The following is a 26377-nucleotide window of genomic DNA, read 5'->3' as shown; positions in this document are numbered from 1 at the left end:
CCCGTTACCAACGGCTTGGGTGAGTTACTTTTTGCGGTGATAGTTCGGATAGTCCGGCCGCTTTGGCCTGGCTGGCGGCGGATTTTTGGTCAGCGCCTCCAGCGCGACGGCTACGGCCCGTTCGAGTTGCGTATCGCGTCCGGCACGCCACGCCTGCGGGTCAAGCTCCACTTCGATGTCAGGCGCAACCCCCCGGTTTTCGATTTCCCACTTCCCTTCCGGCGAATAAAAGGCAAAGTGCGGTGCGGTCACGGTGCCGCCGTCCATCAGCGCCGGGTAGCCGCCAATCCCGACGAGGCCGCCCCAAGTGCGCTTGCCAACCAGCGGGCCAATGCCCAGTTGCCGGAACATCCACGGCATCAGGTCGCCCCCGGAACCGGCATACTCGTTGATGATCATGACCTTCGGGCCGGGCAGCGTTCCGAACGGCGTACGGAAGTCTTCGCCATCCCGGACGGCCCAGTAGCTCAGCAGCGGTTTGCGCAGGTAGTCAATGATGTAGTCGGCAGCCTGTCCGCCGCCGTTGAAGCGTTCGTCCACGACGGCGCCCTGTTTGTCGAGTTGCGAAAAAAAGTAGCGGTTGAAGTTCGTGTAGCCGCCAGCGGCGGTGTCCGGCAGCCAGAGGTATGCCAGCCGGCCGTTGCTCAGTTCGGCAACACGCCGCCGGTTGGCTTCAATCCAAGCGAGATTGCGCAGGCTCGCTTCGCTGGCCACCGGGACGACCGTCACCGTGCGGGACTGGCTTCCGTCCGGGTTGGGGCCGACCTTGAGCACCACCTGTTTGTCGGCGGTGCCCTCGAAGTAGCGGTAGATGTCTTCCGTGGCCACAACGTCAACGCCGTTGACCGCCAGCAGGTAGTCCCCGACGTTGACGTTGACGCCGGGTTGGGTCAACGGCGCGCGAAGCTGCGGATTCCAGTTTTCGCCTTCGTAAATCCGGGCAATGCGGTAGCGGCCGTTTTCAACCACATAGTCAGCACCCAGCAGACCGCCGGGCACGCGCCTGACTTCCGGGATGTCGCCACCCCGGACGTAGAGGTGTCCGACGCTCAGCTCGCCGAGCATTTCGTCAAACAGGTAGTTCAGATCGGCGCGGTGCATCACGCCTTTGAGATACGGCTCGTATTTCCGCGCCGTGGCCGGCAGGTTCAGTCCGTGGTGGTTTGGGTCGTAGAAGAAATCGCGTTCCAGCCGCCACACCTCGCGGTACATCTGCTCCCACTCCTGGCGCGGCTCGACCCGTACTTCCATATCGTCAGTGCGCAGCCGGCCCTCGCCGGGTTTGATGGGCGCCGTCAGCGAGGCAATGAACCAGCTTTGTGCCTGGTTTGGCGCCTGCCCCTGACCCGGCCGCTGACTCTGCCGGTACAGGCACTTCTCGCCGTTGGCTGTCGGCTGAAAACTGGTGACGCCTTCCAGCAGCTTTTCCAGCTTGCGCTTTTCGACATCGAACTTGTGGACAATGAGGCCCGTCATCTCCGGCATGCCCATGGCGGACTCATACAGGTACAGGATGTTGGGTTTGCCGGCATCAAAACCGACGAAGGCGCGGGCCGGGATGGGCAGCGCCACGATGCGCTGGCTGAGTCCCTCGAAATCAATCGTGACCCTGGGCGGCTCTTTCGCTTTTTCCCCTGGGCGTCCCGTTGCCCCCATGCCGGGTGAGCCACCAGCCGGTGCGGATGTGGCTTCGGACGGGTTGCCGTCACCGGGCTTGCGGTCTTCGGCGGTTTTTTCGTCGTCACTTTCCGGGGCCACGGGAGAAGGATCGGTTTTGCGCAGTACGACGGCGTGCACCGACCGCACGGTGTCGTTCCGGTGGGCGTAGCTCGACATGTCGAAACCGTTGATGGCCGGGCCGATGTTGGTGCTCGACAGCAGGTAGAGAGACTTGCCGTTGCGGTCAAAGACGGCGTGGGTGACATCGCTGGCGGCGTCTGTAAGTTGCGTCACCTGCTTGCTTTCAAGTCCATAGACGAAAGCTGCGCTGTAGGCCGAGGGCATTGGCTTGGTGTAGGCAATCCAGCGGCTGTCGGGCGACCAGGACAGACCGCCCCGCAGACGGAACCCGGCCCCGCCGGTGCGGCGCGCGGTGTCAAACTTCACCGGGACGCCGTTTTCAATATCCACAAGCCAGAAGTTGAGCCGCTTGTCGGTGAAGGCGATCTTCCTGCTATCCGGCGACCAGGTGGGCGCGTAGTAAAACGACGGCTCCAGCCTGATGACCTTGAGTTCGCCAAGGCCGGTTTGTTCGCGCAGGTGCAGCTCATACTCACCGGAGGCGTCGGAAAAGTACGCCACCCACTTGCCATCGGGCGACCAGGCCGGGTCGCGCTCGGCGACGCCGGGCGTCGCCGTGAGGTTGCGGATCGAACCCTTTTCGGCCGGGACGGTCAGAATGTCGCCCCGGGCTTCAAAGGCTACGCGCAGACCATTCGGCGAGACAGCCGCGTTCGTAATCTGTGAGCCGACTTTCTCGAAGCGCGGACGTACCGTGCTGATGTCGCCTGCGAGCGTGACGTTGACCGGCGTGTGGCGTCCGCTTTTCACATCCAGGAGGTGCAGTCCGCCAAACTGTTCATAGACAATGGCTTCTTCACCACCCACCGCCACTGAGGCGGATTTGATGTCGAGTCCGTCGTTTTTGAGCACCGGCGTCACCTTGCCGGAAGCCGGGTCATAAGCAAAGAGTGTCACCGGGCCGTTGCGGTCGGAAAGAAAGTAAATTGTCTTTCCAATCCACATCGGGTTGAAGTCATTGGTGTCGGTACGCGGGATTTTCGTAACGCTCGAATCGGCCAGATTGGCTACCCAGAGATACGACGCCCGTCCGCCGCGATAGCGTTTCCAGGCGGCAAAGGCGCGGGGTACGGGTTCATACACCAGCCGGGAACCGTCCGGTGAAAAGCTGCCGTGGGTGGCCATCGGCAGGGGGAGCGGTTCAGCCGGGCCGCCGTTTTTGTCCACGGTAAACAGGCGTTGGGTCCGCCCGGATTCACTCAGGCGCGGGCTGGCAAAGAGCACCCGCTGGCCGTCGGGCGTCCACCCCACGGCCCGGTCGGTGTCTGGGTGATAGGTCAGGCGCTGCGGAATGCCACCGGTTGCCGGCATGACATAGACATCCGTGTTGCCGTCATACTGCCCCGTGAAGGCAATGAGACTGCCATCAGGCGAAAAAATCGGGTCTGACTCGATGCCGGGGTGATTCGTCAGGCGGACAGCCTCGCCGCCGGTGCGTGGCACGCGCCACAGATCACCGGCAAAGGAAAACACAATGTGTGTCCGGTTGGCGGTTGGCGTGCGCGCCAGCAGAGGAGGTGACGTTTCCTGGGCGGCACCAAAAGTAGTCCAGGTGAAGGTCAACGCCAGGAACGAACACAGGCGAAAGCAGGAAAAGCGACGTTGCATGATGTGTGTCGGGTGAGAACTGGCAGGGTGTTGGCGTAGCCGCGCAAGGGGGGGCGTCCCGGGCAGGACAGCTTCAGGGTATTGGCAGGCAAGCTATACCGTTTCCGGCGAAAGATGTTCCAGAAAAGTTTTGTTATTTGGGCGGGGATTGCCTCTACATCGTTCGGCGCACTATGCTCTGGGCGCTTTTGGTTGACCTCATCTGGTGCCTGCCGTTATGGCTTCTCCCTCGCCAACCGAAGAGATTGCTCCGACCCGCAGCGCTGAACGCTATGAACCAGCCAAGCGGCGCACGTTCTGGCTGGTGGTGGTGGCACTTTCCATCGTGGCGGCGGCGGCGGCCTGGCAGACGTACCAGGAGCGCCATCGCTTTTTGCTCTGCGTGACGTTCCACGAGGTGGACGGACTGCGGCCGGGAGCTGAAGTCCGGCTGTCCGGGGTCAAGGTCGGGGCCGTACAGCGCATCGAGTTCACCGGTGTGCAACAAGCTGTGCAGTGGGACACGCCACAGGTGCAGGTTACGCTCGGGATTGACCGGCGTCTGACGGGGCTGAGTGCGGCGCAACTCATTCACCGGGACGCGGTTGCCGTTCTCAAACGCGACGGCACCCTGGCCGACCGGATTGTGGACATCATCCCCGGCAGCGCTGCTGCGCCACTCGTAGCTGAAGGGGACTTCATTGCCGGACGGATTGAAGGCGATTCGCGCACCATTGCGTTGCGTGGCGCTCAGGTCAACGCCAATTTCGAGGTGATGCGTGAACGGCTCCTCGCCGTTCAGCAACGACTTGAACGTGGGGCAGGCACTTTGGGGGCTGTCTTCAAACGACGCGAACTCGCCAACCAGATGGCCCAGTTTCAGGCCGAGTTGGCCGGACTTCAGCAGGCGCTTCAGACCGGCAGCGGGTTTGGTTCCGTCGCGCGCCGGCGATTGCAACCACGGGTGACGGCACTTCAGACCGCGGCCAACCGGCTGCAGGCCGACATCGAGCGCGGCCGTGGCACAGCCGGTCAGTTCTTTGCCGATCCGACCTGGCGCGAACGGGTTACGGCCCTTCAGAGCCGGTACGACCGTCTGGCGGCCCGCCTGACCACCCTGCAGCAGACGGCCGAACGGGGTGCACTGGGACGCTTCGCCAGAGAAGATGCCTTCCGTCAGCGGCTCCAGACGACGCGCACCCACTTCACCTGTATTCAAAAACAGCTCGAACAGCAGGAAGGCAGCGCCGGCAAGTTTCTCCACGACGGGCGCCTGCGGCGCGAACTTGCCGAATTCACGGCTGAACTCACCAAAACCCTTTATGACGTGCGCCAGTCGCCGTTCAAATACATCCGACTCAGGTTCTGAGTCCCTTTTCCGCCCTGCGCGTGAATGGCACATTCACGCAGCAGCGGCCCGTCATATTGCTTATGAGTATTCTGGTCAACAAAGAGACCCGTCTTGTGGTACAGGGCATTACCGGGCGTGAAGGCACCTTTCATACCCGCCAGATGAAGGATTACGGCACGAACGTCGTTGCCGGGGTGACGCCCAACAAGGGTGGCACGGTTCACGAAGGCACGCCGGTATTCGACACTGTGGCCCAGGCCGTGGCCGCCACCGGAGCCAACGTCAGTGTGATTTATGTGCCGCCGGCCTTTGGCGCGGATGCCATCATGGAAGCCGCCGAAGCCGGCATTGCCCTCATCGTCTGCATTACCGAAGGCATCCCGACGGTGGACATGATGCGGGCGTTCGACTTCGTCAAAAAGCGCGGCACACGGCTGATTGGCCCCAACTGTCCGGGCGTCATAACGCCGGGTGAGTGCAAGGTGGGCATCATGCCGGCGCACATCCACCGCCCCGGCCGGATTGGCGTTGTCTCCCGCAGTGGGACGCTGACCTACGAGGCCGTTCACCAGCTCACCCAGCTTGGACTGGGACAGTCCACCTGTGTCGGCATCGGTGGCGACCCCATCATTGGCCTGCGCTTCGTGGATGTCCTGCGTCTGTTCCAGGCCGACCCGGACACCGATGCCGTTGTCATGATTGGCGAAATCGGCGGTACGGATGAGGAAACCGCAGCGGCTTTCGTCCGGCAGGAAATGACCAAGCCGGTCATTGGATTCGTTGCCGGCCGCACGGCTCCGCCCGGCCGCCGCATGGGACACGCTGGTGCCATCATTGCCGGCGGCAAGGGCACGGCCGCCGAAAAAATGGAAGCCATGCGTGCCGCCGGCATGCACGTGGTCGAAAGCCCAGCGGACATCGGCGCCAAAGTTGCTGCTGTCATCGGCCATACGGCTTAGACCTGGGGCAGCTTCAGCTCACTCCGGTTGCCATCCGCCGCCGGACATCGCTAACCTGCGGCACATTTCATGATGTCGGATGGAGACACCACCGCCATGTCGCTTGAAACGACGCTTGCCATCATCAAACCCGACGCCGTGCGTGCCGGCAACACCGGTCACATCATCCAGCGCATCACCGATGCCGGTTTTCGTCTGCGCGGCATGCGCCTGATGCACCTGACCCGGCCACAGGCCGAAGGTTTTTACGCCGTTCACCGCGAGCGGCCGTTTTTTGGGGAACTGGTTGATTTCATGTGTTCGGGGCCCGTGGTCGTCATGGCCCTGGAAAAAGAAGACGCCGTTCGCGCCTGGCGCGACCTTATGGGACCAACCAACTCAAAAGATGCTCCCAAGGGCACCATCCGGGGCGACTTCGGAACGGATGTCGGCGAAAATGCCGTCCACGGGTCGGATTCACCCGAAAACGCCACAACCGAAGTGGCCTTTTTCTTTGCCACCAGCGAACTGCTGTAGAGCGGACAGCCTGGCCGCTATGGTCAGGGCTGTCCTACGGCAGGCTTTCAAGCCGGTAGTTGGGTGCTTCCTTGGTGATGATGACATCGTGAACGTGACTTTCGCGCAGGCCCGCCGCCGTAATCTTGACGAACCGGGCATTGGTTTGGAGTTCGGCAATGGTTCGGCAGCCAACATATCCCATGCCGGCGCGCACGCCACCCACCAACTGTGTCACCAGCGCTGCCAGTGACCCCTTGTAAGGCACTTTGCCTTCGATGCCTTCCGGGACGAGTTTTGATTCGACGGTCTCCATGTCCTGGGCATAGCGGTCGCGGCTGCCTTCTTTCATCGCTGCCAGCGACCCCATGCCCCGGTACGCCTTGAAACTGCGCCCCTGGTAGAGAATCAGCTCGCCGGGGCTTTCATCCGTTCCGGCAAAGAGCGAGCCGATCATGACGGCATCCGCACCAGCAGCTAGCGCCTTGGTGATGTCGCCGGAAAACTTGATGCCGCCATCGCCAATCACCGGCAGGTCAGCTTCGCGGGCGGCGGCGGCACAGTCCAGAATGGCCGTCACCTGTGGAACGCCGATCCCGGCGACGATGCGTGTGGTACAAATTGAGCCGGGGCCAATCCCCACCTTGACGCCATCCACTCCGGCCGCGATGAGTTCGCGGGTGGCTTCCCCGGTGGCCACGTTTCCGGCCACAAGGTCAACCTCGGGAAACCGCCGCTTGATCTGGCGGACGGCTTCCAGCACGCGGGTCGAATGGCCATGCGCCGTGTCAATGACCAAGGCATCTACCCGCGCCGCCACAAGTTCGGCCGCCCGCTCCAGATAGTCGCCTGTCGCGCCAATGGCCGCTGCCGTCCGCAGCCGCCCCAGGTCATCTTTCGTCGCGTTCGGATAGCGAATCGCCTTCTGGATGTCCTTGACCGTAATCAACCCCCTGAGACGAAATTCCTCATCCACAACGAGCAGCTTTTCGACCCGGTGTTTCTGCAAAATGCCACGCGCTTCCTGAAGCGTTGTCCCGACCGGCACGGTAATGAGGTTCTCCTTGGTCATCACTTCGCCGATGGGCAACTCCAGACGTGTCTCGAAACGCAGGTCGCGGTTGGTGAGAATGCCGACGAGCCGCCCATCTTCCGGCCGTACCACCGGAACGCCCGAAATGTGAAACTTCGCCATGATGGCCAAAGCCTCTGAAATGGGGCGGTCAGGCGTCATCGTGACCGGATCGACAATCATGCCGCTTTCGGAGCGTTTGACCTTGTCCACCTCGCTGCGCTGCGCCTCAATGGACATATTTTTGTGAATCACCCCCAGCCCGCCCTGCTGGGCCAAGGCAATCGCCATGGCCGCTTCCGTGACCGTATCCATCGCTGCGCTGACGATGGGGATGTTGATCCGAATGCGCCGGGAAAAACGGGTGGTGGTGTCGGTCTCGGCCGGAAGAACGTCGCTTTTGGCCGGCACGAGCAGAACGTCATCGAAGGTCAGGGCTTCCGGTATTTCACGATAGTTCATGGCGACTCGCTTTCCGGGAGGTGTCAGGCTGTTTCAGGGCGCGGCAATTGTGCGCCCATCGTAAAAGCTTCCCTGCCGCCCGGCCAAGTCAGCGCCGGACAAGCGGATGGGCTGAGTCTGTTGCCAGTGCAGCGTCACTCCTGCCGGCCCTGGCTGGACACCTCATAGGGTCAACTCCATCAGCAGTCCATCTTCGGGCGGGTCTGTATAGAAGTTGCGCTTGCGCGCCGTGGTGACAAACCCCAGCGACGCATACAGGGCCTGGGCGCCATGGTTTGACTGGCGCACTTCGAGAAAAGCCGTCGTCGCACCGTACAGGCGGCCCGTGTAGAGCGCTTCTTTCAGAAGCCGCCGCCCCAAACCCCGGCGCTGGACTTCGGGATAGACGGCGATGTTGGCAATGTGCAGCTCGCGGCCGTCGTGCCGGGCCGAAAGCTGCACCCGTCCGGCCAGAAATCCGTAGATGGAACGGCGCAGAAACGGCGACTGTCCCCGTACGACCAGCATGACGGCCAACGGGTTGTGAAGTAACTCGGTGCGGTAGCCGTCATATCCCCACCGGCTCAGCCCTGCCAGGCGCTCCAGTTCAACGACGGCCGGCAAGTCGCTTTCCAGCATTGGCGCAATGTAGAAACGCGCGTCCAAAGGCTCCTTCATGACAATGCGCCACAGGCAAGCGAAAACATGGCTCTGATACTTTGTGGGGGAAGAACTACGGGCGATTATGAACCATTCCCTACCGGCGGCAAGCGCGTTCGGCAGCCAGGACGGTGTTGCGCATCAGCATGGCAATGGTCAGCGGGCCGACGCCGCCCGGCACCGGCGTCACGTAACCGGCCACCGCGGCCGCCTGGCGCGGATGTACATCTCCAATCAACGTGTAGCCTTTCTTTTCCAGGTCGGCCAGACGCGCTGGATCATCGCCAAAGTACGCCTGGACATCCGCCTGGGTCGTCACCTGGTTGATGCCCACGTCAATGACCACCGCGCCGGGACGGATGCAGGTTTCCGTGACGAAGGCCGTCCGCCCGATGGCCGCGATGAGAATGTCTGCCGACCGGGCCACGGCCGCCAGGTCGGTTGTCCGTGAGTGGCATATCGTCACGGTGGCGTCCCGGTGGAGCAGCAGCAGCGAAAGCGGCAGTCCGACAATCGTGCTTCGCCCCAGCACCACGGCGCGCTGCCCGCGCAGTGGCAGGTCGTAATGGTCCAGCAGGGCCACGACGCCGGCCGGCGTACAGGGCACGAAGCCTTCCTGTTTGAGTGCCAGACGCCCGACGTTGACCGGATGAAAACCGTCCACGTCTTTTTCCGGGTCAATCGCCCGGATGACGGCCGGCGCATCAACCTGCGCCGGCAACGGCATCTGGACAAGGATGCCGTGAATGTCCGTCCGGGCGTTGAGCGTGGCAACCAGCGCCAGCAGTTCGGCCGTCGTCGTCTCCGCCGGCAACGTCACGACTTCCGAATACAGCCCAAGCCGCGTACAGGTTTTGACCTTGCTGTTCACATAGGTACGCGACGCCGGGTTGTTGCCCACCAGCACGGCCGCCAGCCCCGGCCGGATGCCCCGCGCCGTCAGGTCAGCACACCGCGCCGCCGTTTCAGCATTGAGTTTTGAGGCCACCAAAGCCCCATCCAGAATTTGAGCCGCCACAGTTCAGGAGGTCTCCTTGGGAACATGAAGTGAATGCGCCGGGAAAGGCGTGTCCCCGCGACGGTAGATGACGATGACCGGGACGACAAGGTATGCACGGGCAGGCATCCGGCCCGTCTGCCACGTGGGACGCCGCCATGATGAAACGTATGAGACCTAACAAAACGAAACTTGGCTTGCCGCATCCGGCAATGTACGGTGAAAGAGAAAGCGTGCAACAGCACGGCCATACATACAAGCTGGTCTCCACGTTGCGTCCGACCCTATTTTCCAGGTGAGCAGCACAATGAACCACGAAGTGCAACTGCTGTTTTTCGTAGTGCTGGGGCTGGCAGGACAGGTCGTGGCCGTGGGTGGTGCGCTGCTGGCTTTCCGTCTTGGCGCACGCACCGGCGCGGATCGTCACCGGGCGCTTCCCCCGGAGCTTCCTGCGGGCAAATCCACGTCATTTACACGCTCCATCAGCAGTGACACTGCCTCTGAACCGACAGCGCCCCTCGACACCCGGGCCGTGGCGCTGCTGCGCTGTCTCCGCCTGCCGCCGGTGTCTGACCATGAGGCGCTTCTGTCCTGGTACGGCCGCCTCCAGCTTGAAGGCACGGCGCTGGCGGCCACGATGTCGTCCGAAACCCAGACGGTTTTTCGTCAGGCGCTGGACGCCATTCGTGACATTCTCGACACGCGCAACCTCGATGATCGCTATGAACTGCTGGCAGCAGCCCTGTTGCCGGTTTATGAGGGTCTCCACGCCAGGCCATCCGGCCCGTCGGAAGCGGCGCTGTCGCCACCGGCAGCCGAGCCATTGAACCGCTTTACCCCGAATGCACCACTGAACGGTCAGGCTGCTGTCCCGGTGGCCTACCGTGAGACGCCTTCCCAGGTTTCCGAAAAGTCCCGGCTGGCAAAACTGTTCGAGCAGGTCGAAGCGGCGGCCCGGGCGCGGGAAACCCCGACTTCCAATCCACCGGGTGCCCGCCACGGTGAAGCGCCACTGCCCGGACCGGAACCACTCACAGCCGGGAACGGCAAAGCCACTTCGGACGCCCCTGACCGTACGCCCGGACACGCCCCCGGCACGCAACTGGACACCTCGCGGCTGTCGCGGCGACTGGCTGAAATTCTCAAATCCGCCGACCGCAACGATCACTCCAGCGACCCGGCCGAGAGCCGCCACAGTCCGCCCGAACCGGTCGTGGCCGAGCACAGTGCGCCGGAACTGCATCTGGTATCAGCCCCGATCAAGTCACGCCTCAAACGCAGCGGCACGCTCACGCCGGAACAGGAAGTGGCACGCAAGGCAGCACATGTCGTCGGACGGGCGCGGGAGTGGTATGGTCGGCCGGACATCACCCTTCACGAGGTACAGTCGGCCTGCGCTGCTTTTGGACTGGAGTTCAACGAAGTCGCCGCCCGGGCCGAGCTGGCCAAACCGCTTGCCGAAGACCTGCTCTGAAACAACGCCCATGCCCGACGGCTTCGTGCCGATTCTCGACCTTGAACCCCAGTACCAGGCGCTGCGTCCGGCACTTCAGGCGGCCTTTGAGCGGGTGTGCCGGTCGCGCCAGTTCGTTCTGGGTGAGGAAGTGGCCGCCTTCGAGGATGAAGTGGCCAACCATCTGGGTGTGGCGCATGCCGTGGGCGTCAACTCCGGCACAGATGCGCTTGTCATCGCCCTGCGAGCGCTCGACATCGGTCCGGGCGACGAGGTCATCACCACGCCGTTTTCCTTCTTTGCCACGGCCGAGGCCATCAGTCTGGTCGGGGCCACGCCGGTTTTTGCCGACATCGAAGCCGAAAGCTTCAACCTTGATCCGCACGCCGTGGCATCCCGGATCACCAGCCGCACCCGGGCTCTGCTGCCCGTGCATCTTTTTGGGCGTCCGGCCGCTATGGGCGCGTTGCTGGAGCTGGCCGAACGTTATGGACTGGCCGTGATTGAGGATGCTGCCCAGGCGTTTGGAGCACAGTACCTGCCGCCATGTGTCGGCTGTAACGGGCAGGGCTGTCATCCGACGACCCAGACGCGGCTGCACGGGCGCTATGTCGGGACGCTGGGCACGATGGGCGCGTTTTCGTTCTACCCGTCGAAAAATCTGGGTGCGTATGGCGATGGCGGTCTCATTGTCACCAACGACGCCCGCCTTGCCGAACGCGCCCGCAAGCTGCGCTCGCATGGCTCTCTTGTGCCTTACCAGAACGAAATGCTCGGCTACAACTCGCGGCTCGATGGCCTTCAGGCGGCCATCCTGCGGGTGAAACTGCCCCATGTGACCGGCTGGAACGCCGCCCGGCGACGCCTGGCCGAGCGATATACGGCCCGGCTCGCCTCACTGCCTGGGGTGACGCCGCCGGCCGTCACTCCGGGGCACGTTTTCCACCAGTACACCGTACGCCTTCCACGGGAGCGGCGGGACGCCATCCGGCAGGCGCTCCAGGTGCAGGGCATCGGAACCATGGTGTACTACCCGACGCCTATCCACCGGCTTCCGGTCTATGCCGGATGCTTTCCGCCCCAACCCGTGAGTGAGACGGCTGCGGCTGAAGTCCTGAGTCTGCCGATCTGGCCGGAAATGACCGACGCCACATGGGAGCGCGTCGTTGCGGCCGTGGAACGCGCTGTTGCCGGCTGAAGTGGCTTTGCCTGCTCCCGAACGTGCCCTCTCCTGATACAAGGGGCTTGTCACGTTGCCGGAGTTGTGAAACAACGCGGACAACATCCAGAACAACCGGAAGACATCAGCCATGCGAAGTGGTGGGCGCGCCCCCAATGCCCTGCGAACAGTACAGTTGACGCCACATGTCAACAAGTACGCGGAAGGGTCGGTACAGGTCGAATTTGGTGATACGCGGGTCATCTGCCTGGCCAGTGTCGAAGAAAAAGTGCCGCCGTTTCTCAAGGGCAAGGGCACCGGCTGGGTGACGGCCGAATACGCCATGCTGCCGCGCGCGACCGATCAGCGCACTCCACGGGAAGTCACCCGTGGAAATCCCTCCGGGCGGACGCACGAGATTCAACGCCTGATTGGGCGCAGCCTGCGCGCCGTCGTGGACTTTGCCAAGCTGGGCGAACGGACGATTTACCTCGATTGTGACGTCATTCAGGCTGACGGCGGCACGCGCACGGCAGCCATCACCGGCGCGTTTGTGGCACTCGTCCTGGCAGCCCGCAAACTGCAGGCCGCCGGCGTCGTGACGGATATGCCGGTGAAGGACTACCTGGCTGCCGTCAGTGTCGGAACGGTCAATGGCACGCCCCTGCTGGACCTCGATTACAATGAAGATTCCAAGGCTGAAGTGGATATGAATGTCGTCGGGACAGGTGATGGCCGCCTCGTCGAGGTGCAGGGGACGGCCGAACAGCGTCCCTTCTCGCGGGAGAACATGAATGCGCTCCTCGATCTGGCCATGCAGGGCATCCGTGAACTCATCACCCTCCAGCGCCAACTGCTGGGGTTGCTGGAATAACCTGCGTTGTGGCAGGCGACTGCCCCACACGGGTTCTGCTTTGCGCCTTTCTGTACTCCCACCGTCGTTTGGCCTGTGGCGCCTGATATGGTGCTGGCTGGTGTTGGTGGTCCTGGTGAGCGTTGCTGGCTGTGAACGCAAAGGCCGGGCCGCCGTTGGCGATGGACTTCCTCCGGTGCTGAAAATTGGCGTCTATATGCCGATGACCGGCGACACGGCGACCTTCGGCACGTCGTCTATGGGAGGCATCCGCCTCGCCACCGAACAACGCAATGCAGCCGGCGGGATTCGCGGCTCGCGCATCGAACTCATCCTCGAAGACGACCGCGGCCAGCCGGAAGAAGCCAAAACCGTCGTCACGCGCCTTGTGACGCGCGAAAAGGTCATCGCCGTTCTGGGCGAGGTTGGCTCGGCGCGCAGCATCGTGGCGGCATCTGTGTGCCAGCAGAAGCGAGTTCCCATGCTGACGCCTTCCTCGACCAACGAGAAGGTCACACGCAAGGGCGATTTCATCTTTCGGGTCTGCTTCATTGACCCCTTCCAGGGTGAAGCCGCCGCGAAGTTCGCCGTCCAGGACCTCAAGCTGCGGCGCGCGGCCATCATCACGGATGTCAAGAACGATTACAGCGTAGGTCTCACCAAATCGTTTCGGGAAAGTTTCACGCGGCTCGGCGGCACGGTTGTCATCGAAAAGAACTACCAGGCCGGCGATGCCAGCTTCAACGCGCAACTGACGGGCATCCGGGAAGCCGGCGTGGACTTCATTTATGCGCCGGGCTACTACGGCGACGTGGGACAGATCATCAAACAGGCGCGGGAACTCGGCATCCGGGTGCCCTTCATCGGCGGCGACGGCTGGGATTCCCCCGACCTGTGGCGCGGCGGGAAGGAAGCCCTCGACGGCTGTTTCATCACGAACCACTACTCTGTGGACAACCCGGACCCACGGGTGCAGGCGTTCATTGCCGCCTACCGCCAGCGGTACGGCGACACCCCCGATGCCCTGGCCGCGCTGGCTTACGACGGCGCGCAGGTGCTCTACGCCGCCATTGAACGGGCCAACAGCACCGACGGCGAAAAAATCCGCGACGCCCTGGCGGCCACCCGTGATTTTCCTGGCGTCACCGGCACAATTTCGCTCGACGCCAATCGGAATGCTGTCAAACCGGCGGTCATTCTCGAACTCCGGGATGGAAGCTATCATTATCGAACCACCATCCACCCTTCATCCGACCAGGAAACCGAAGTGCCAAATGTCCATGGACAAGCTCCCCGTTGAAACACCGGTCACAAAAGAGACTGACGTCCCATCCCGCCGCCGGGCTTCCCGGCGGCGCTTTCTGGCCTCAACCCTGACGACCACGGCCGCCCTGGCAGCCGGCAGTGTGACGTCCGCTGCAACACCGCAGACCCCCTCGCGCAAGCCACGCACCAGCCAGAAGCCAGCCGGAACAACCTTCCCCGCTGGCTTTCAGTGGGGTGCGGCCACGGCGGCCTACCAGATCGAAGGCGCCATGGATGCCGACGGCAAGGGGCAGTCCATCTGGGACATGTTCGTGCGCAAACCGAATGCCATCTGGCGCGGCCATACAGGCGATGTCGCCTGTGACCACTACCGGCGGTACAAGGAAGACGTGTCCCTGATGAAAAAGCTGGGCCTCAGGGCGTACCGCTTCAGCCTCGCCTGGGCGCGCATCCTCCCGGAAGGCACCGGGACGGTCAACGTCAGGGGACTGGATTTCTACGACCGCCTGGTGGACGAACTGCTGGCGGCCGGGATAACGCCCTTCTGCACGCTGTATCACTGGGACCTGCCGCTGGCACTGCACCAGCGCGGGGGCTGGACCAACCGCGACAGCGCCAACTGGTTTGCCGAATACACGACCGTCGCCGCCCGGCGGCTGGGCGACCGCATCACCTACTGGATGACCCTCAACGAGCCGCAGGTGTTCATCACGCTGGGCTACCAGGTGGGGCGGCATGCTCCGGGGTTGGTGCTGCCCCTCAAGGACGTGCTTCAGGCAGGCCATCACGCGCTGCTGGCGCATGGGAAAGGTGTTCAGGCGTTGCGCGCCCACGTCAAACAGGCCCGGATTGGCTTTGCGCCGGCAACGCCCATTGCCTACCCTGCCACCGAGCAACCCGAAGACATCGCCGCTGCGCGCGCGTTCAACTTCGGGATTCAGGGCTACGGTTTTCTGTTCAACGCCTCGGTCGGGCTTCCGCTCAAAAACCCGTTCAACAACGCCTGGTGGATGGACCCGGTCTTTCTCGGTGAGTATCCGGCCGAAGGGCTGGCGCTGTACAAGGCCGACGCGCCGCAGGTGGCGGACGGGGATATGGCCATCATTTCGACGCCGGTGGACTTCTGTGGCGTCAACATCTACTTCGGGTTTAAGATTCAGTCCGACGGACGTGGTGGCCCGCGGGTCGTCATTCCGACGCCGGCCACCCCACTGACGGCCTTTGACTGGCCCGTGACGCCGGAAGCCCTCCGGTGGGGCCCGAAATTTTTCCACGAACGTTACAAAAGACCGATATACATCACGGAAAACGGACTGGCGCTGCGCGACTGGGTGGCGCTTGATGGAAAAGTTCACGACCCGCAGCGCATTGATTTCACAACGCGCTACCTGCGCGAACTACGCCGTGCCGTCGGGGAAGGAGTGCCGGTGCAGGGGTACTTTCACTGGTCCATCCTGGACAACTTTGAATGGGCCGAGGGCTACAAGCAGCGTTTCGGGCTGGTGTATGTGGACTATGACACGCAGGTTCGCACCCCGAAGGATTCCTTTGCGTGGTATGCTCAGGTCATTGCAACAAACGGCGCGGCACTCGGATAGGGGTAGCACCGGCGATGTTTCTACAACGACCACGTGTGTTTCTTGCCAGCCGGAATGTCTCCCGATACTCTGACGTTTTCTGCGCTTTTATCAGCCTGGTGGCATCCGGCGGACAGCCGGGTGGCGCTGTATGTTGTCCGGCGACCCCTCCGGTTGACCCTGAGCACGGTGCATGAACGATGGGTTCCGGTTTCTCATGCCCATAATTTTCTGCCATGAAGTCCTGTCCGAAGTGTGGTGCGACTTATCCTGATGAATACAACATCTGTCCGCAGGACGGAGCGCCACTGGCTTCGGACAAACCCTCCATCGTGGCGCGTGTGGTGGATGGGAAGTACCAGATTGTGCGCATGGTCGGACGTGGCGGGATGGGTGCTGTCTATGAAGCCATCCACACCACGATGCAGCGGCGGGTCGCCCTCAAGATTCTCAATGCGGACCTGGTCTCCAATCCGGCAGCGCTGGAACGTTTCCGCCGGGAAGCTCTGCTGTCGGGCCGCCTCAAGCATCCCAATGCCATCACCATTTACGACTACGGGATGAGCGCCATTGGCGAAGCCTACATCGTCATGGAGTTCATCGAAGGGCATAGCCTGGCCCACGAGCTTCAGCAGGCCAAGACGCTTTCCCCCCTGCGGGTGGTGTCGGTGCTGGCGCCGGTGTGTGACGCCGTACATGCTGCGCATGCTGAAGGCATCATCCACCGCGACCTCAAGCCAGCTAACATCATGCTGGAAAAACTGCGCACGGGTGAAACCGTCAAGGTGCTCGACTTCGGGATTGCCAAGTTGGCGATGAACAACCCCAACCTGATGAACCTCACCGGCACGGGGATCATCGGGACACCGCAGTACATGTCGCCCGAACAATGCCAGGCCCATCGGATTGATGGACGGTCGGATGTCTATAGCATTGGCATCATTGCCTACGAGATGCTCACCGGCAAGCTTCCCTTCGACGAGCCGACCCCACTGGCCACGGTCATTGCCCAGGTCAAACAAAAACCCAAACCACTGCGCGAGTTGCGGCCTGAAATCCCCCCGGCGCTCGAAGCGATTGTGATGCGGGCGCTGGAAAAATCACCGGCCAACCGCTACCAGACGGCCGAGGAATTCGCCGAGGCCTTTCGCAGCGTGCAACGTCAGCTTGCACCGGGCAGTGTCTCTATGGTGACTCCCCAGGGCATTCCAGCGCTGCCACTGGAGTCCTCCACGGCAGCTCCAGGCCCCTTCACCCGGGTGGTGCCGGCCGAGGCCCCGGCCCTGCCGAAATCCAGCACACTTCCGCCCAGTTCAGTTCATCTCCCAACCGGCATGAGCGGCGGGGAGTTTGTCGGTCGCACGCCGGAACTTGGTGTCCTCATTGCGGCCTGGCAGTCGGTGACGACCCGCCGGGGACGGCCGGTGGTCATTTTTGGTGAAGCCGGCATTGGTAAAACCCGCCTTATCGAACAGTTCCTGATTCGGCTGGAGGACGTGGGCGAAGGTCAGCCGATCCTGCTGCGCATGCGCTGCGACCCCACCCGCGCCGCCGCCGGACAGCTTCCCCTGTCCGACATCCGCATGGCCGCGATGGCCTACTTCAACCCGGAACTGCGCGCCGTACGGTCATTGTCACCGGCTGATGAGCAGTTTTTGGACGGGACGTTCTTTGCCAACCTGTGCGACGAATCTTACGCTTCCAAGCTGGCGGCACGTCTGGCGGCCGACCGGAACAGTTTTTTTGCCGACCTGACCTATCTGTGCCGTCTGCTGGCCCGCGAACGGGGAGCAGTGTTCTTTCTCGATGATGCACACCACGCCGACCCGCTTCTGTTGGACTTCATCGAACATTTGCTGCGCCAGACGCGGCAGGACCGGCTGTTGGCCATCATTGCCTGTCGTCCGTTCACGAGCCTGCCCGACGGCACACCCGCCTTACGGAACTGGTTGCAATCGCTGGACGATGTGGGCGGCTATGACCAGATCAAGCTGCCGCCGCTCTCCAGCAGTGAAATCCGCCTGATGGTCGAGGGACTGCTCGGCGCTCAGGTGCGCCTGCCGGTCAGTGTCGCGCTGATGCTGGCCGAGGAAACGAAGGGCAACCCGTACTACGTCTGTGAAGTCGTCAACGCCATGATTGCCAGCGGACAGATTTCGCATGGCGAGGAAACGGGCTGGGTCTGCCAGGATGTGGATGAGTTCGATTTGCCGGAATCCATTGTCGCGCTGGTCAAACCGCTGCTCGTGCGGCTCGATGACGACCTGGCTGACGTGCTGGCCCACGCGGCGGTGATTGGTGAGGAATTCACCTTTGACCTCCTGCAGTTTCTGACGGAGTCCACGGAAGAAGACCTGCTGCGGCATATCGAAAATGCCCTCAAACTGGGGCTGATTCGGGAAATGGCCGGCTGGCGGGAAGACCGGTACAGTTTTGTCAACACCATGGTGCACCGCGTGCTCTACCGGCGCATCACCCGGCGGCGGCGGAAGCGCCTGCATGCCCGGATTGCCGAGCGCCTGGAGCAGCAGGCCGCCTCACCACGGGCTTCGGCGGCGGCGCTCGGACGCCAGGATTTCACGGCCAGCGATCTGGCCTACCACTACTTCCGGGCCGAAGAATGGCGCAAAGCCATTGAATACGCCCTTGAGGCCGGTTATGCCCGCTGGAATCTCTACGCTTTCGCCGACGCGGGGAAGTTTTTCGGGTGGGTTGCCCAAGCGCTCCAGCATCTTCAGAGTGAAGGTGCGAAGCCACCGCTCAGCCCTGATGAAGAGGCGCGCTATCGTCTGACGTACGGCAACCTGCTCATCGAGTGCGCCCAGCCCGACGATGCACGGCAGGCGCTGGAACGTGCGCTTGAACTGTGTCAGGCCCATGAGCTGACCTGGCTGGGGCGCACGCAGGTCAGCCTGGCACGCCTGTCCAATCTGACGGGCGATGCCGAAGGTGCCCTGCAACTCACCGCTGCTGCGTTGCCTATGCTTCGCGCCCGTGACGATGCTGCCGGTTTGTGCCTGGCCCTGCTTGTCACGGCCACGGCCCATGTCGAACGCGGCCGCCTGACGGCGGCACTCCAGGCTGTTGACGAAGCGCTTTATGTTGCCGAACGGGCCGGGGATCGCAGCGGCCAGGCGGCGGCCCGTCTGGTCAATGCGGCTGTCAATGTCCAGCGGGGCAAGTATGCCGAAGCCCTGTCCGACGCCCGGCAGGCACTGACCATGGTGCGCCATCTCGGCAACATCTTTGAGGAACGCCGGGCGCTGGCACTGCTGGGGTCTATCCACCTGCAACTGGCCCATCTGGACGAAGCGCAGGAATGCTATGCCGGCTCCCTGCGCATTGCCTACGCCCTCGGCCACCGCTATGGTGAGTCGGTGGCGCTCAACGGACTGGGCGAAGTCTTCATGCGGCGCGGCAACGACACGGAAGCGATGGAATACGTCCAGCAGGCGGTGGATATTGCCCGTGACATCGGCAACGGTGCGGCTGAAGCGCGCTACCTGCTCAATGTCGGACGGATTCGGCGGCGGCGCAGCGATGCCAAGTCTGCCCTGAGTACGCTGCAAGCGGCCCTGCTTCTGGCTGAAACCGCAGAAGTCACCCCCATTGAAGCCGAAATTCTGGTCGAGATGGGCGACACCCAACGGGCAGAGGGAGACTTTGCGGCGGCAGAGAGTTGCTATGCCCGCGCGCGCGAACTGGCGCGGGAAGTCGAGTCACCTCATGTCCGGTGGATTGCGGCCTACGGTCTCGCGGAATGCTTCATGCAGCGCCAGGACTTTGCCAACGCCCAGTCCGCCATCGAAGAAGCGCTCTCGGTGATTACCACGCTTCAGTCCGATCTTCCCGACGACACCGTAGCGTCCGCCTTCCTGGAGGACAAACGACCGGTGTTCGACCTCAAGGTGCGGCTTGACCGCGCCCTTGCCACGCGCCCGCTGGAGCCGAAGGCCACTGTGGCCCTGAAAGCTGACCAGGCACCCGCCGGCAAAGCCACCTCACTGCTGGATGAAACCGGGTCCATTGCGGCAGTGCCAGTCAGCGCCAAGGCCGAAAGCGCCAAGGCCGGGGAAGTGAAAACCGCCCCCCCGATACCGGAGCCGGAACCTACCAAATGGCTGGCTTCCACCCCACCACCCCCGCCCGTACCGCCACCGGCCGCCAGGCCGCCGGCCGTCGCAGAGCCGGGTGGGGCTGAAATGCCCAGCGATCTGGATGCCCTGCACAGCCTGACGATGGCACGCAGTACGGGACGTGGGAGCGAAGCGAGCGAGTTTTCACTCGAAGAACTGCTCAACGACGTGGCCGCCTTTGCTGAAAATCTTGGCATGGGCGAGCTTTTCAACAGTGGTCGCCTGGCGGGGGCCGTTGCTGAAGATCAAAGTCAAGCGTCGGCTGCACCACACCGTGAAGCCCATCCCGGCCAGCCTCACGCGCTACAGAGCGTGTTGCAGAGTGTGGTGTCTCTGGAATCCACGTGGCGCGAGATGCTCCAGACGGCACGGGCCACCGGCGACCGCGACATTGAGCGCAAGGGCCTGATGCTGATGGCTTCGGCGTTCCACAGCCAGGGACAGGTCGCCCGCGCCCGTGACTGCTACCAGCGGGCCGTTCAGATCATGCGCGAAATCAACGACCGCGCCAGTGAGGGGGCGATGCTCAACAACATTGGCGATACCTTCCGGCAGGAAGGACGCTACGCCGATGCCCTGGCCTACTACCGCCTGGCGATTCGGAGTGCGCGTGAAAACAAAAACCAGCGGGTGCTGGAAATGGCGCTTGTCAATGCCGCGCAGATGTACACCCGTACCGGCAACCTCCGGGAAGCCATGCAACTGCTCGAAGAAGCCCAAGTACTGAACCGCACCACGGATGACGCTCAGGTACGCGCCGAGATGCTTCAGACCCTTGGCGAAGTCCATCTCATCCGCAAGGAACTGACCCTGGCGCTCGACCGCAGTGTGTCGGCCGCCGCAACGGCGCGGGAACTGGGAGACCGGGATGTCGAATGGCGTGCCCAGTGGGTCATCGCGCGCTGCCGCTGGGCGCGGGGTGATCGGACAGAGGCGCTGGCCGCCGCCAACCTCACCCTGCGGGCTTTGGAAAGCCTGCTCGAAGAAGCCAACCCACACGATCAGAAACGACTCTCCCGCGAGCGCAGCGACATTGCTGCGGTCGTAGAAGAGTGGCGGCGTATCACCGATGATTTCAGAGCTTGAAGCCGGAACAGTGGCCCCGGTTTTCAGGCGGCAAGGGTGGCGTCGTTTCATCCTTTAGGGCGGAGGCAGCTTGACATGACAACAACGCCGGCTTCGCTGCCGACCGGTATGCACCGCCTGCTGTACCGGTCGGCTGTGATGATGGCGCTCCTCTATTTCCTGAGCTTTGCTGTTCGGCTGTCGAATTTTGACGGCGTTTTTACAGATTTCGGTATCTTTCCGATTTCGACGGACTCGTTTTACCACCTGCGCCGCATTCATCTGGCTGTCGCGCACGGCTTGCAGGTGCCCGACGTGGATTACTATGTCAACTTTCCCCACGGCGCGCGCGTCAACTGGCCCTTTGGGTTCGACTGGCTCTATGCCTTTGTGGCGCAGACGACCTATACCCTTTTCCATGGGGCTGGCCGGCCGGATGAGGGTTGGACAACGGCCGTCGCCTGTTGGCTGACGCCGCTCCTCGGAGCGTTCACGCCCTGCCTGGGCTATGTCATCGCCACCCGCCTGGGCGGTGTCTGGGCCGGAGTGACTGCCGGACTTATCCTCGCCTGGCTGCCATCGCTCTGGGTGGTGTGCGCCATTGGTTATGTGGATCACCACGTCTTTGAACCCCTCTGCACGGGACTCTACCTGTGGGCTATGGTGCGGGAGCATCCGGCGAACCGGCACGGAGTCGTGGCTGGCAGCGCCCTCGCCATCGGGCTGCTCTGTGCCACCATCCTGCCCCTGCTCGTCGGGCTGCACGCCCTGGTCACGCTGGGGGGATGGCTTCTGTACCGCTCCAAGCCGGCGGCCCGGCAGGCGCATCTTCGCGTCAGCCTTTGGGCGTGGCTGACCCTTCTCGTCGGTCTGGCCCCCTTTGCCGCGACCCGGATAGCTGAACCCCACGGTGTCAACCCGGCGCTCACGACGGCCTGGCTGACCGGTTGGCTGGCGGCTGGGGCAACACTGGCGGCCTTGGGCTGGACGACGGGAGGGAAGGGCAGGAGCCAAAGCCGGCACTGGCAGAGCGGGTGGTTTCTGGCCTGGGTCGGGTTAGGCATCGGTGTCCTGCCCCGCGCGGAACTGGGTGAGGTCTGGTATTTCGTGCAGTACGGGGTGCAGCACATCGGTGCCGCCGATCCGTGGCTGGCGACGATCTTCGAGAGTCAGCCATTGTTCCGGTTATCCTTTACCGACATCACAAACAACTACACCGGCTTTCTCTGGCTGCTGCCGCTGGCGTGGGTAGCCGTAGCATGGGAGGCGTGGCAGAAGTCCCGGCCGGACGCCGTTCCACACTGGATGCTCTGGTTCATCTCCATGCTCACGACGGGATTGGCGCTGCTTCAGCTCAAGTTCAGCGGCCTGTTTGCTGTCCCCTTTGCAGTGGTCATCGCCTTGGCACTGGTTCGGCTGCCGGACTGGCTGGCCCGCTGGTCACAACATCAAACGCGCCTCTGGGTCATCCTGCCGGCCGTGCTGTTTGCCGGAATGCTGGCCCCGACGCTTAGTTTCACCATTCGCGCACCAACCTATGTCGTCTCACCGACCGGAGCCTTCGTGGATGCCGAACCCACTCTGCGCTGGCTGGCAACGCATACGCCGGCGACGAGTCCACAGGGCGACCAGGCCCACGATTACGCCGTTTTGTGCGACTGGACGCCTGGCCACTGGGTCATCGGGATTGCCGGCCGGCCAACCGTGGCGTCCCCACTCGGCCACACCCAACCGCTGCGCCTCGGCATCCGCGACGGCGCGGCTATGCTGGCGTTCCCGCCAGAAGCATCATTTCAGCTTATGGAAGCGCGCCGGGTGCGCTACGTTCTCATCACACCACTCCTGCCCAAAGCGACCGTGTACAATGCCCTCTGGGACCCGGTTACGGGAACGTCACCGCCTTGGGAAGACTGGAACGAACAGATGAAAGCTTCGCTCTATGCCCGGCTGGTGGCCGATGAAGGTATTCCCCGGGGTGACGCAGCGCTGACCCAACTCCGTCTGGTGTATGAAAGCGACTTTGAAACGGACTATCCTCTGTTCAAGCAGCCGCATGCGGCCGCCAAGGTCTTCGAGCGTGTGCCAGGCGCGCTCATCACCGGACAGACCACCCCCGGCGCGCGGGTGCAGATCAGCACACGCATTCGGACGTACTTCCAACGCGAGTTCGACTACCTGGATGAAGTCGTGGCCGATGCTGAAGGGCGCTTTGCCCGGCGGGTTCCGTATGCCCAGCAGAAGTCGCCGCTCACCACGCTGTCTGCCCTGGCCCCCTACCGCATCGTGACCCCGGAAGGTGTCTTTGCCGCCGTGGCCACTGAAGCCGACATCACCCAGGGGCGGACGCTGCGGCTGACTCAGGTGAGCGAAGCAAGAGCCGGAGATTGAGCTGCCTGCCGCAGCATCCTGGCCAGGGCGGCCGCCGTGGGACGCTCCTCTGGTTTTTTGGCAAGGGCGGCATCAATCGCGCGCACCAGCGCCGCTGGCGCGTCGGGCCGCCAGTCCCGAATGGGCGCGGGGGTGGCATGCAAAATGGCATCCATCACGTCGTAGTAGGACTTCCCATCGAACGGCAGCCGCCCGGTCGTCATTTCGTATAGCACGATGCCCAACGAAAACACATCTCCAGCCAGCGACACTTGGGCGTCATTGGCCGCCTGTTCGGGTGACATGTAGGTGACGGTTCCAACCAGAACCCCCGTTTCGGTGATGTCCGACACGGCGCGCAGGTGGTCGTCCGAACTGGAGAAGTGTGTTCGTCCCACCGTGGCATCGAGCTTGGCCAAGCCAAAGTCAATGATGCGCACGTTGCCCTGGGCATCGAGTTGCAGGTTGGAAGGTTTGATGTCGCGGTGAATGACGCCAATGGCATGGGCGGCAGCCAGCCCTTCGGCGGCCTGGGCGCCAATCCGACACACTTCAGCGCAGGGAAACGGCCCCTGTTCCCGGAGGCACTGGGCGATGGTTTTGCCCCGCACATATTCCATCACGAGATAGGGCAGCCCGTTGGCTTCCCCGATTTCGTACAGGGTGGCGATGTGGGGATGGTTGAGGCTCGATACCATCCGCGCTTCCCGCAGAAAACGCTGGCGGGTTTCCGACTGATCGGCATAGCAGGCTTTGAGCACCTTGATGGCGACCTTGCGCCCCAGTTCGGCATCGCGGGCCAGAAACACCTCTCCCATACCGCCGCCGCCAAGCCGCTCGATGATCTCGAAACGTCCCAGGTGGGAAGGCACAGGCGATGGCCCCTCCACGCCAAGACGACGCGGTGTGTCCTGTGCTGTGGCGCGCCGCGCGGCCGCCGGCATTTCAAGGGTCGGCGGGACGGCCACATACTCACCGCTGCTACCACGCCCGGGATGCAACACCACGGGCAGAAAACGCCGGGAGAACCAGCGGGGACGGCCATCTGACTCAGTGAGGATGTAGCCGGCGCGCTTGAAATCCTCAAACACGTAGGTGTGCTCGCGCAGCACCGGCTGACCGTTGGCCACTGCTTGGCAGACGGCGCGTTCATCGGCGGAAAAATGCTCCCAGAGGTAGCGAAAGTGCCCCCGCACTTCATCGTCGAAGGCTTCCTCGATGGCCGGGATGTCGAGGCGGCCCGTATCCTGGAGCTGCTCGAAATAAATCGAGCAGGCGATTTGCAGGTAAAACGGGAAGTTGCCACTCAGACGCCGGATGTCCTCCGCATAAGGGGCCAGTGGAAGGCCGCTCTGTTCGGATGGACGGGTGATGAGTTCATAAGCATCCGCGTCGGGAAAAGCCCGCAGATAAATGTTCGTGAAGATGTTGAAAAAGGGCGAGTCAGCAATCTGGTCGGCGTGACACAGTTCCTGGAGTTCACGCCCGGAAGAAGTCACGTAAGCGACTTCGTAGTTGTTGGCCAGGGAACGCAGAAAGGCAAAGAAGTCGGCCGAAAATGACCGGTTGGAGGTCAGCACGTCAAACTCATCGAAAATGGCGATGAGCTTGCGCCGCTCGGCCCGCAACTGGTTGAGGGCGGCATAGATACCGTCGAAGCCCGGCTTTTCGGTCACGGGAAGGGCAGCCCTGCGCTGAATTTCCACCAGCCAGGTCTGAAGGAAATCATCGAGTGCCACCCGCCGGCGCTGCTGAAGGTCCATGAAGACGAACACATATTCGTCGGGACGGGCAAGGTACTGACGCTGCACTTCCGGGACACATAAGTAGTTCAACAGCGACGACTTGCCGATGCGCCGTTCGCCTACGACGGCGATCGACTGCGGACGGTCAGCGCCAAGGCGGGAAAAAATGCGGGCCACTTCCCGCCGCCGTCCGTAAAACTGGGCGGGGTCACGAATCGCAACCCGGTTGAGGTAGGGATTCGGCATCGTTGGTTGACCAGGCTTGTCAGCCAGCTTCTTGTGTTTTCAGTTCCTGTCCCACCTGACCGGGCAGGGCTTCGGCAATGCGTTCACGCAGGACGTTGGCCGAATGGTGCATCGCCGCCAGTTCGGTGTCATCCAGTTCCGGCAGGATGCTCGTCTCGAGTCCGTTTTCGCTGACGATCCCCGGCAGGCTCAGACAAACGCCAGAGATACCGTACTCGCCCTGGAGTCTGACACTTACTGGCAACACACTGTGCTGTCCATCGAGAATTGTCTGTACCAGGCGCGCAATGACCAATCCGATGGCGAGGTTGGTGTAACCTTTCCGCTCGATGATGTCGTAGGCGCTGCGGCGCGTCCGCTCAAAGATGGCATCCAGCGCCGGACGGTCGTAGGGCCGGCCGTTAATGGTGTTGCCCACGAGGCGCAGTCCGCCGATGCGGGCATCGCTCCAGACCGGAAATTCCGTGTCGCCGTGCTCGCCCAGGATGTAAGCATGCACCGAGCGCGGGTCCACGCCGTAGTGTTCGCCGAGCAGGCTTCGGAAACGTGCCGTGTCCAGCATCGTTCCGGTTCCGAGGATGCGCTGCGGCGGGCGCGTGGAAAGCTCCTGGGCAACATACGTGAGCACGTCCACCGGATTGGTGGCGATGACCAGCAGGGCCGTCGGCGCGTGGCGGTCAAGTTCGGTCAGGATGGCGCGAAAGACGGCAACATTGCGTTCCATCAGGTCGAGCCGGGTTTCGCCGGGACGCTGGCCGACACCGGCGGCTATGACGATGACCTGCGCTTCGGCCAGGTCGGCATAGTCGCCAACCCGCACCCGTGTGGGGCCGGCAAAGGTTTGTCCGTGCATCAGGTCGAGCGCTTCGCCTTCCGCGCGGCGCTGGTCTTTGTCGAGCAGAATGAGGTCGCTCGCCGTCTGCTGCATAAACAGGGCATAAGCGGCGGCAACGCCGACATTGCCAGTGCCAATCACGCCTACCGTTCGTTTCTGAATCGCCATGGTCTGCCGCTCCCTGGTGCGTTGGCTTCACTTCCCTGTAGCCAGAATACAACGCCCGGAGTAAACTTGCGGTCACACGTTCTGTCCCCGCCGTACTTTTTGGGCAGTCAAACCTCCCCGGCGCTGACCAGAACTTCGGTGCTGG

General features: G+C 62.8%; 16 protein-coding genes. 10 read left to right on the top strand and 6 right to left on the bottom strand.

Annotated features, from left to right (window positions below; translation table 11 throughout):
• Positions 1–24: 24 nt before the first annotated feature.
• Positions 25–3408: a S41 family peptidase gene (locus tag J8C01_RS01565; RefSeq protein WP_211432161.1), complete on the bottom strand. Its 3384-nt coding sequence runs from the start codon at positions 3406–3408 to the stop codon at positions 25–27.
• A 217-nt stretch (positions 3409–3625) separates the two neighbouring features.
• Between J8C01_RS01565 and J8C01_RS01560 the strand changes: the two genes are divergently transcribed.
• The 3 genes from J8C01_RS01560 (at position 3626) to ndk (ending at position 6213) form a co-directional block, all read left to right on the top strand.
• Positions 3626–4756 (top strand): MlaD family protein, encoded by a 1131-nt coding sequence (locus J8C01_RS01560; protein ID WP_211432160.1) that lies wholly within the window; start codon positions 3626–3628, stop codon positions 4754–4756.
• A gap of 62 nt (positions 4757–4818) precedes the next feature.
• Positions 4819–5697, top strand: coding sequence for a succinate--CoA ligase subunit alpha (sucD, locus tag J8C01_RS01555; protein WP_211432159.1), 879 nt, complete (start codon positions 4819–4821; stop codon positions 5695–5697).
• A 96-nt stretch (positions 5698–5793) separates the two neighbouring features.
• A complete protein-coding gene (gene ndk / locus J8C01_RS01550; protein WP_041569031.1) occupies positions 5794–6213 on the top strand; it encodes a nucleoside-diphosphate kinase in 420 nt (139 codons plus the stop codon).
• Between the two features lie 34 nt (positions 6214–6247).
• Here ndk and guaB read toward each other — a convergent pair whose 3' ends face one another.
• The 3 genes from guaB to J8C01_RS01535 form a co-directional block, all read right to left on the bottom strand.
• Positions 6248–7726, bottom strand: coding sequence for an IMP dehydrogenase (gene guaB, locus J8C01_RS01545; protein WP_014098820.1), 1479 nt, complete (start codon positions 7724–7726; stop codon positions 6248–6250).
• A gap of 162 nt (positions 7727–7888) precedes the next feature.
• Positions 7889–8383 carry a GNAT family N-acetyltransferase gene (locus J8C01_RS01540; protein ID WP_014098819.1) on the bottom strand — a complete coding sequence of 165 codons (495 nt, stop codon included), beginning with the start codon at positions 8381–8383 and terminating at the stop codon, positions 7889–7891.
• A 79-nt stretch (positions 8384–8462) separates the two neighbouring features.
• On the bottom strand, positions 8463–9383 hold the full coding sequence (locus tag J8C01_RS01535) for a bifunctional 5,10-methylenetetrahydrofolate dehydrogenase/5,10-methenyltetrahydrofolate cyclohydrolase (RefSeq protein ID WP_211432158.1): 921 nt from the start codon (positions 9381–9383) through the stop codon (positions 8463–8465).
• A 286-nt stretch (positions 9384–9669) separates the two neighbouring features.
• On the opposite strand from J8C01_RS01535, the gene J8C01_RS01530 reads away from it, so the two are divergent.
• The 7 genes from J8C01_RS01530 (at position 9670) to J8C01_RS01500 (ending at position 23259) form a co-directional block, all read left to right on the top strand.
• On the top strand, positions 9670–10836 hold the full coding sequence (locus J8C01_RS01530) for a hypothetical protein (RefSeq protein WP_211432157.1): 1167 nt from the start codon (positions 9670–9672) through the stop codon (positions 10834–10836).
• A 10-nt stretch (positions 10837–10846) separates the two neighbouring features.
• Positions 10847–12013, top strand: a complete 1167-nt coding sequence (locus J8C01_RS01525; RefSeq protein ID WP_211432156.1) for a DegT/DnrJ/EryC1/StrS family aminotransferase — start codon at positions 10847–10849, stop codon at positions 12011–12013.
• A 112-nt stretch (positions 12014–12125) separates the two neighbouring features.
• Positions 12126–12848, top strand: a complete 723-nt coding sequence (gene rph, locus J8C01_RS01520) for a ribonuclease PH (protein WP_211432155.1) — start codon at positions 12126–12128, stop codon at positions 12846–12848.
• Positions 12849–12963: 115 nt separating this feature from the next.
• The gene (locus J8C01_RS01515; protein WP_228374059.1) at positions 12964–14127 is read left to right on the top strand and encodes an ABC transporter substrate-binding protein; all 1164 of its coding nucleotides are present in this window, start codon (positions 12964–12966) and stop codon (positions 14125–14127) included.
• Positions 14108–15691, top strand: coding sequence for a glycoside hydrolase family 1 protein (locus J8C01_RS01510; protein WP_014098813.1), 1584 nt, complete (start codon positions 14108–14110; stop codon positions 15689–15691). The genes J8C01_RS01515 and J8C01_RS01510 overlap by 20 nt, the downstream gene beginning before the upstream one ends.
• A gap of 215 nt (positions 15692–15906) precedes the next feature.
• Entirely contained in the window at positions 15907–20892 is a 4986-nt protein-coding gene (locus J8C01_RS01505) for a protein kinase domain-containing protein (RefSeq protein ID WP_211432154.1), read from the top strand.
• Positions 20893–20967: 75 nt separating this feature from the next.
• Entirely contained in the window at positions 20968–23259 is a 2292-nt protein-coding gene (locus J8C01_RS01500; RefSeq protein WP_211432153.1) for an STT3 domain-containing protein, read from the top strand.
• Here J8C01_RS01500 and J8C01_RS01495 read toward each other — a convergent pair.
• Together J8C01_RS01495 and J8C01_RS01490 are read right to left on the bottom strand one after the other, a co-directional pair.
• Positions 23229–25229 carry a protein kinase domain-containing protein gene (locus J8C01_RS01495; RefSeq protein ID WP_211432152.1) on the bottom strand — a complete coding sequence of 667 codons (2001 nt, stop codon included), beginning with the start codon at positions 25227–25229 and terminating at the stop codon, positions 23229–23231. The genes J8C01_RS01500 and J8C01_RS01495 overlap by 31 nt on opposite strands.
• 19 nt (positions 25230–25248) lie before the next feature.
• The gene (locus tag J8C01_RS01490) at positions 25249–26232 is read right to left on the bottom strand and encodes an L-lactate dehydrogenase (protein ID WP_014098808.1); all 984 of its coding nucleotides are present in this window, start codon (positions 26230–26232) and stop codon (positions 25249–25251) included.
• Positions 26233–26377 lie beyond the last annotated feature (145 nt).

The sequence above is a fragment of the Chloracidobacterium sp. D genome, from assembly GCF_018304685.1.
Lineage (GTDB): Bacteria > Acidobacteriota > Blastocatellia > Chloracidobacteriales > Chloracidobacteriaceae > Chloracidobacterium > Chloracidobacterium thermophilum.
The sequence above is the reverse complement of the archived record's forward strand: the minus strand, read 5'-3'. Positions and strand labels throughout refer to the sequence as shown.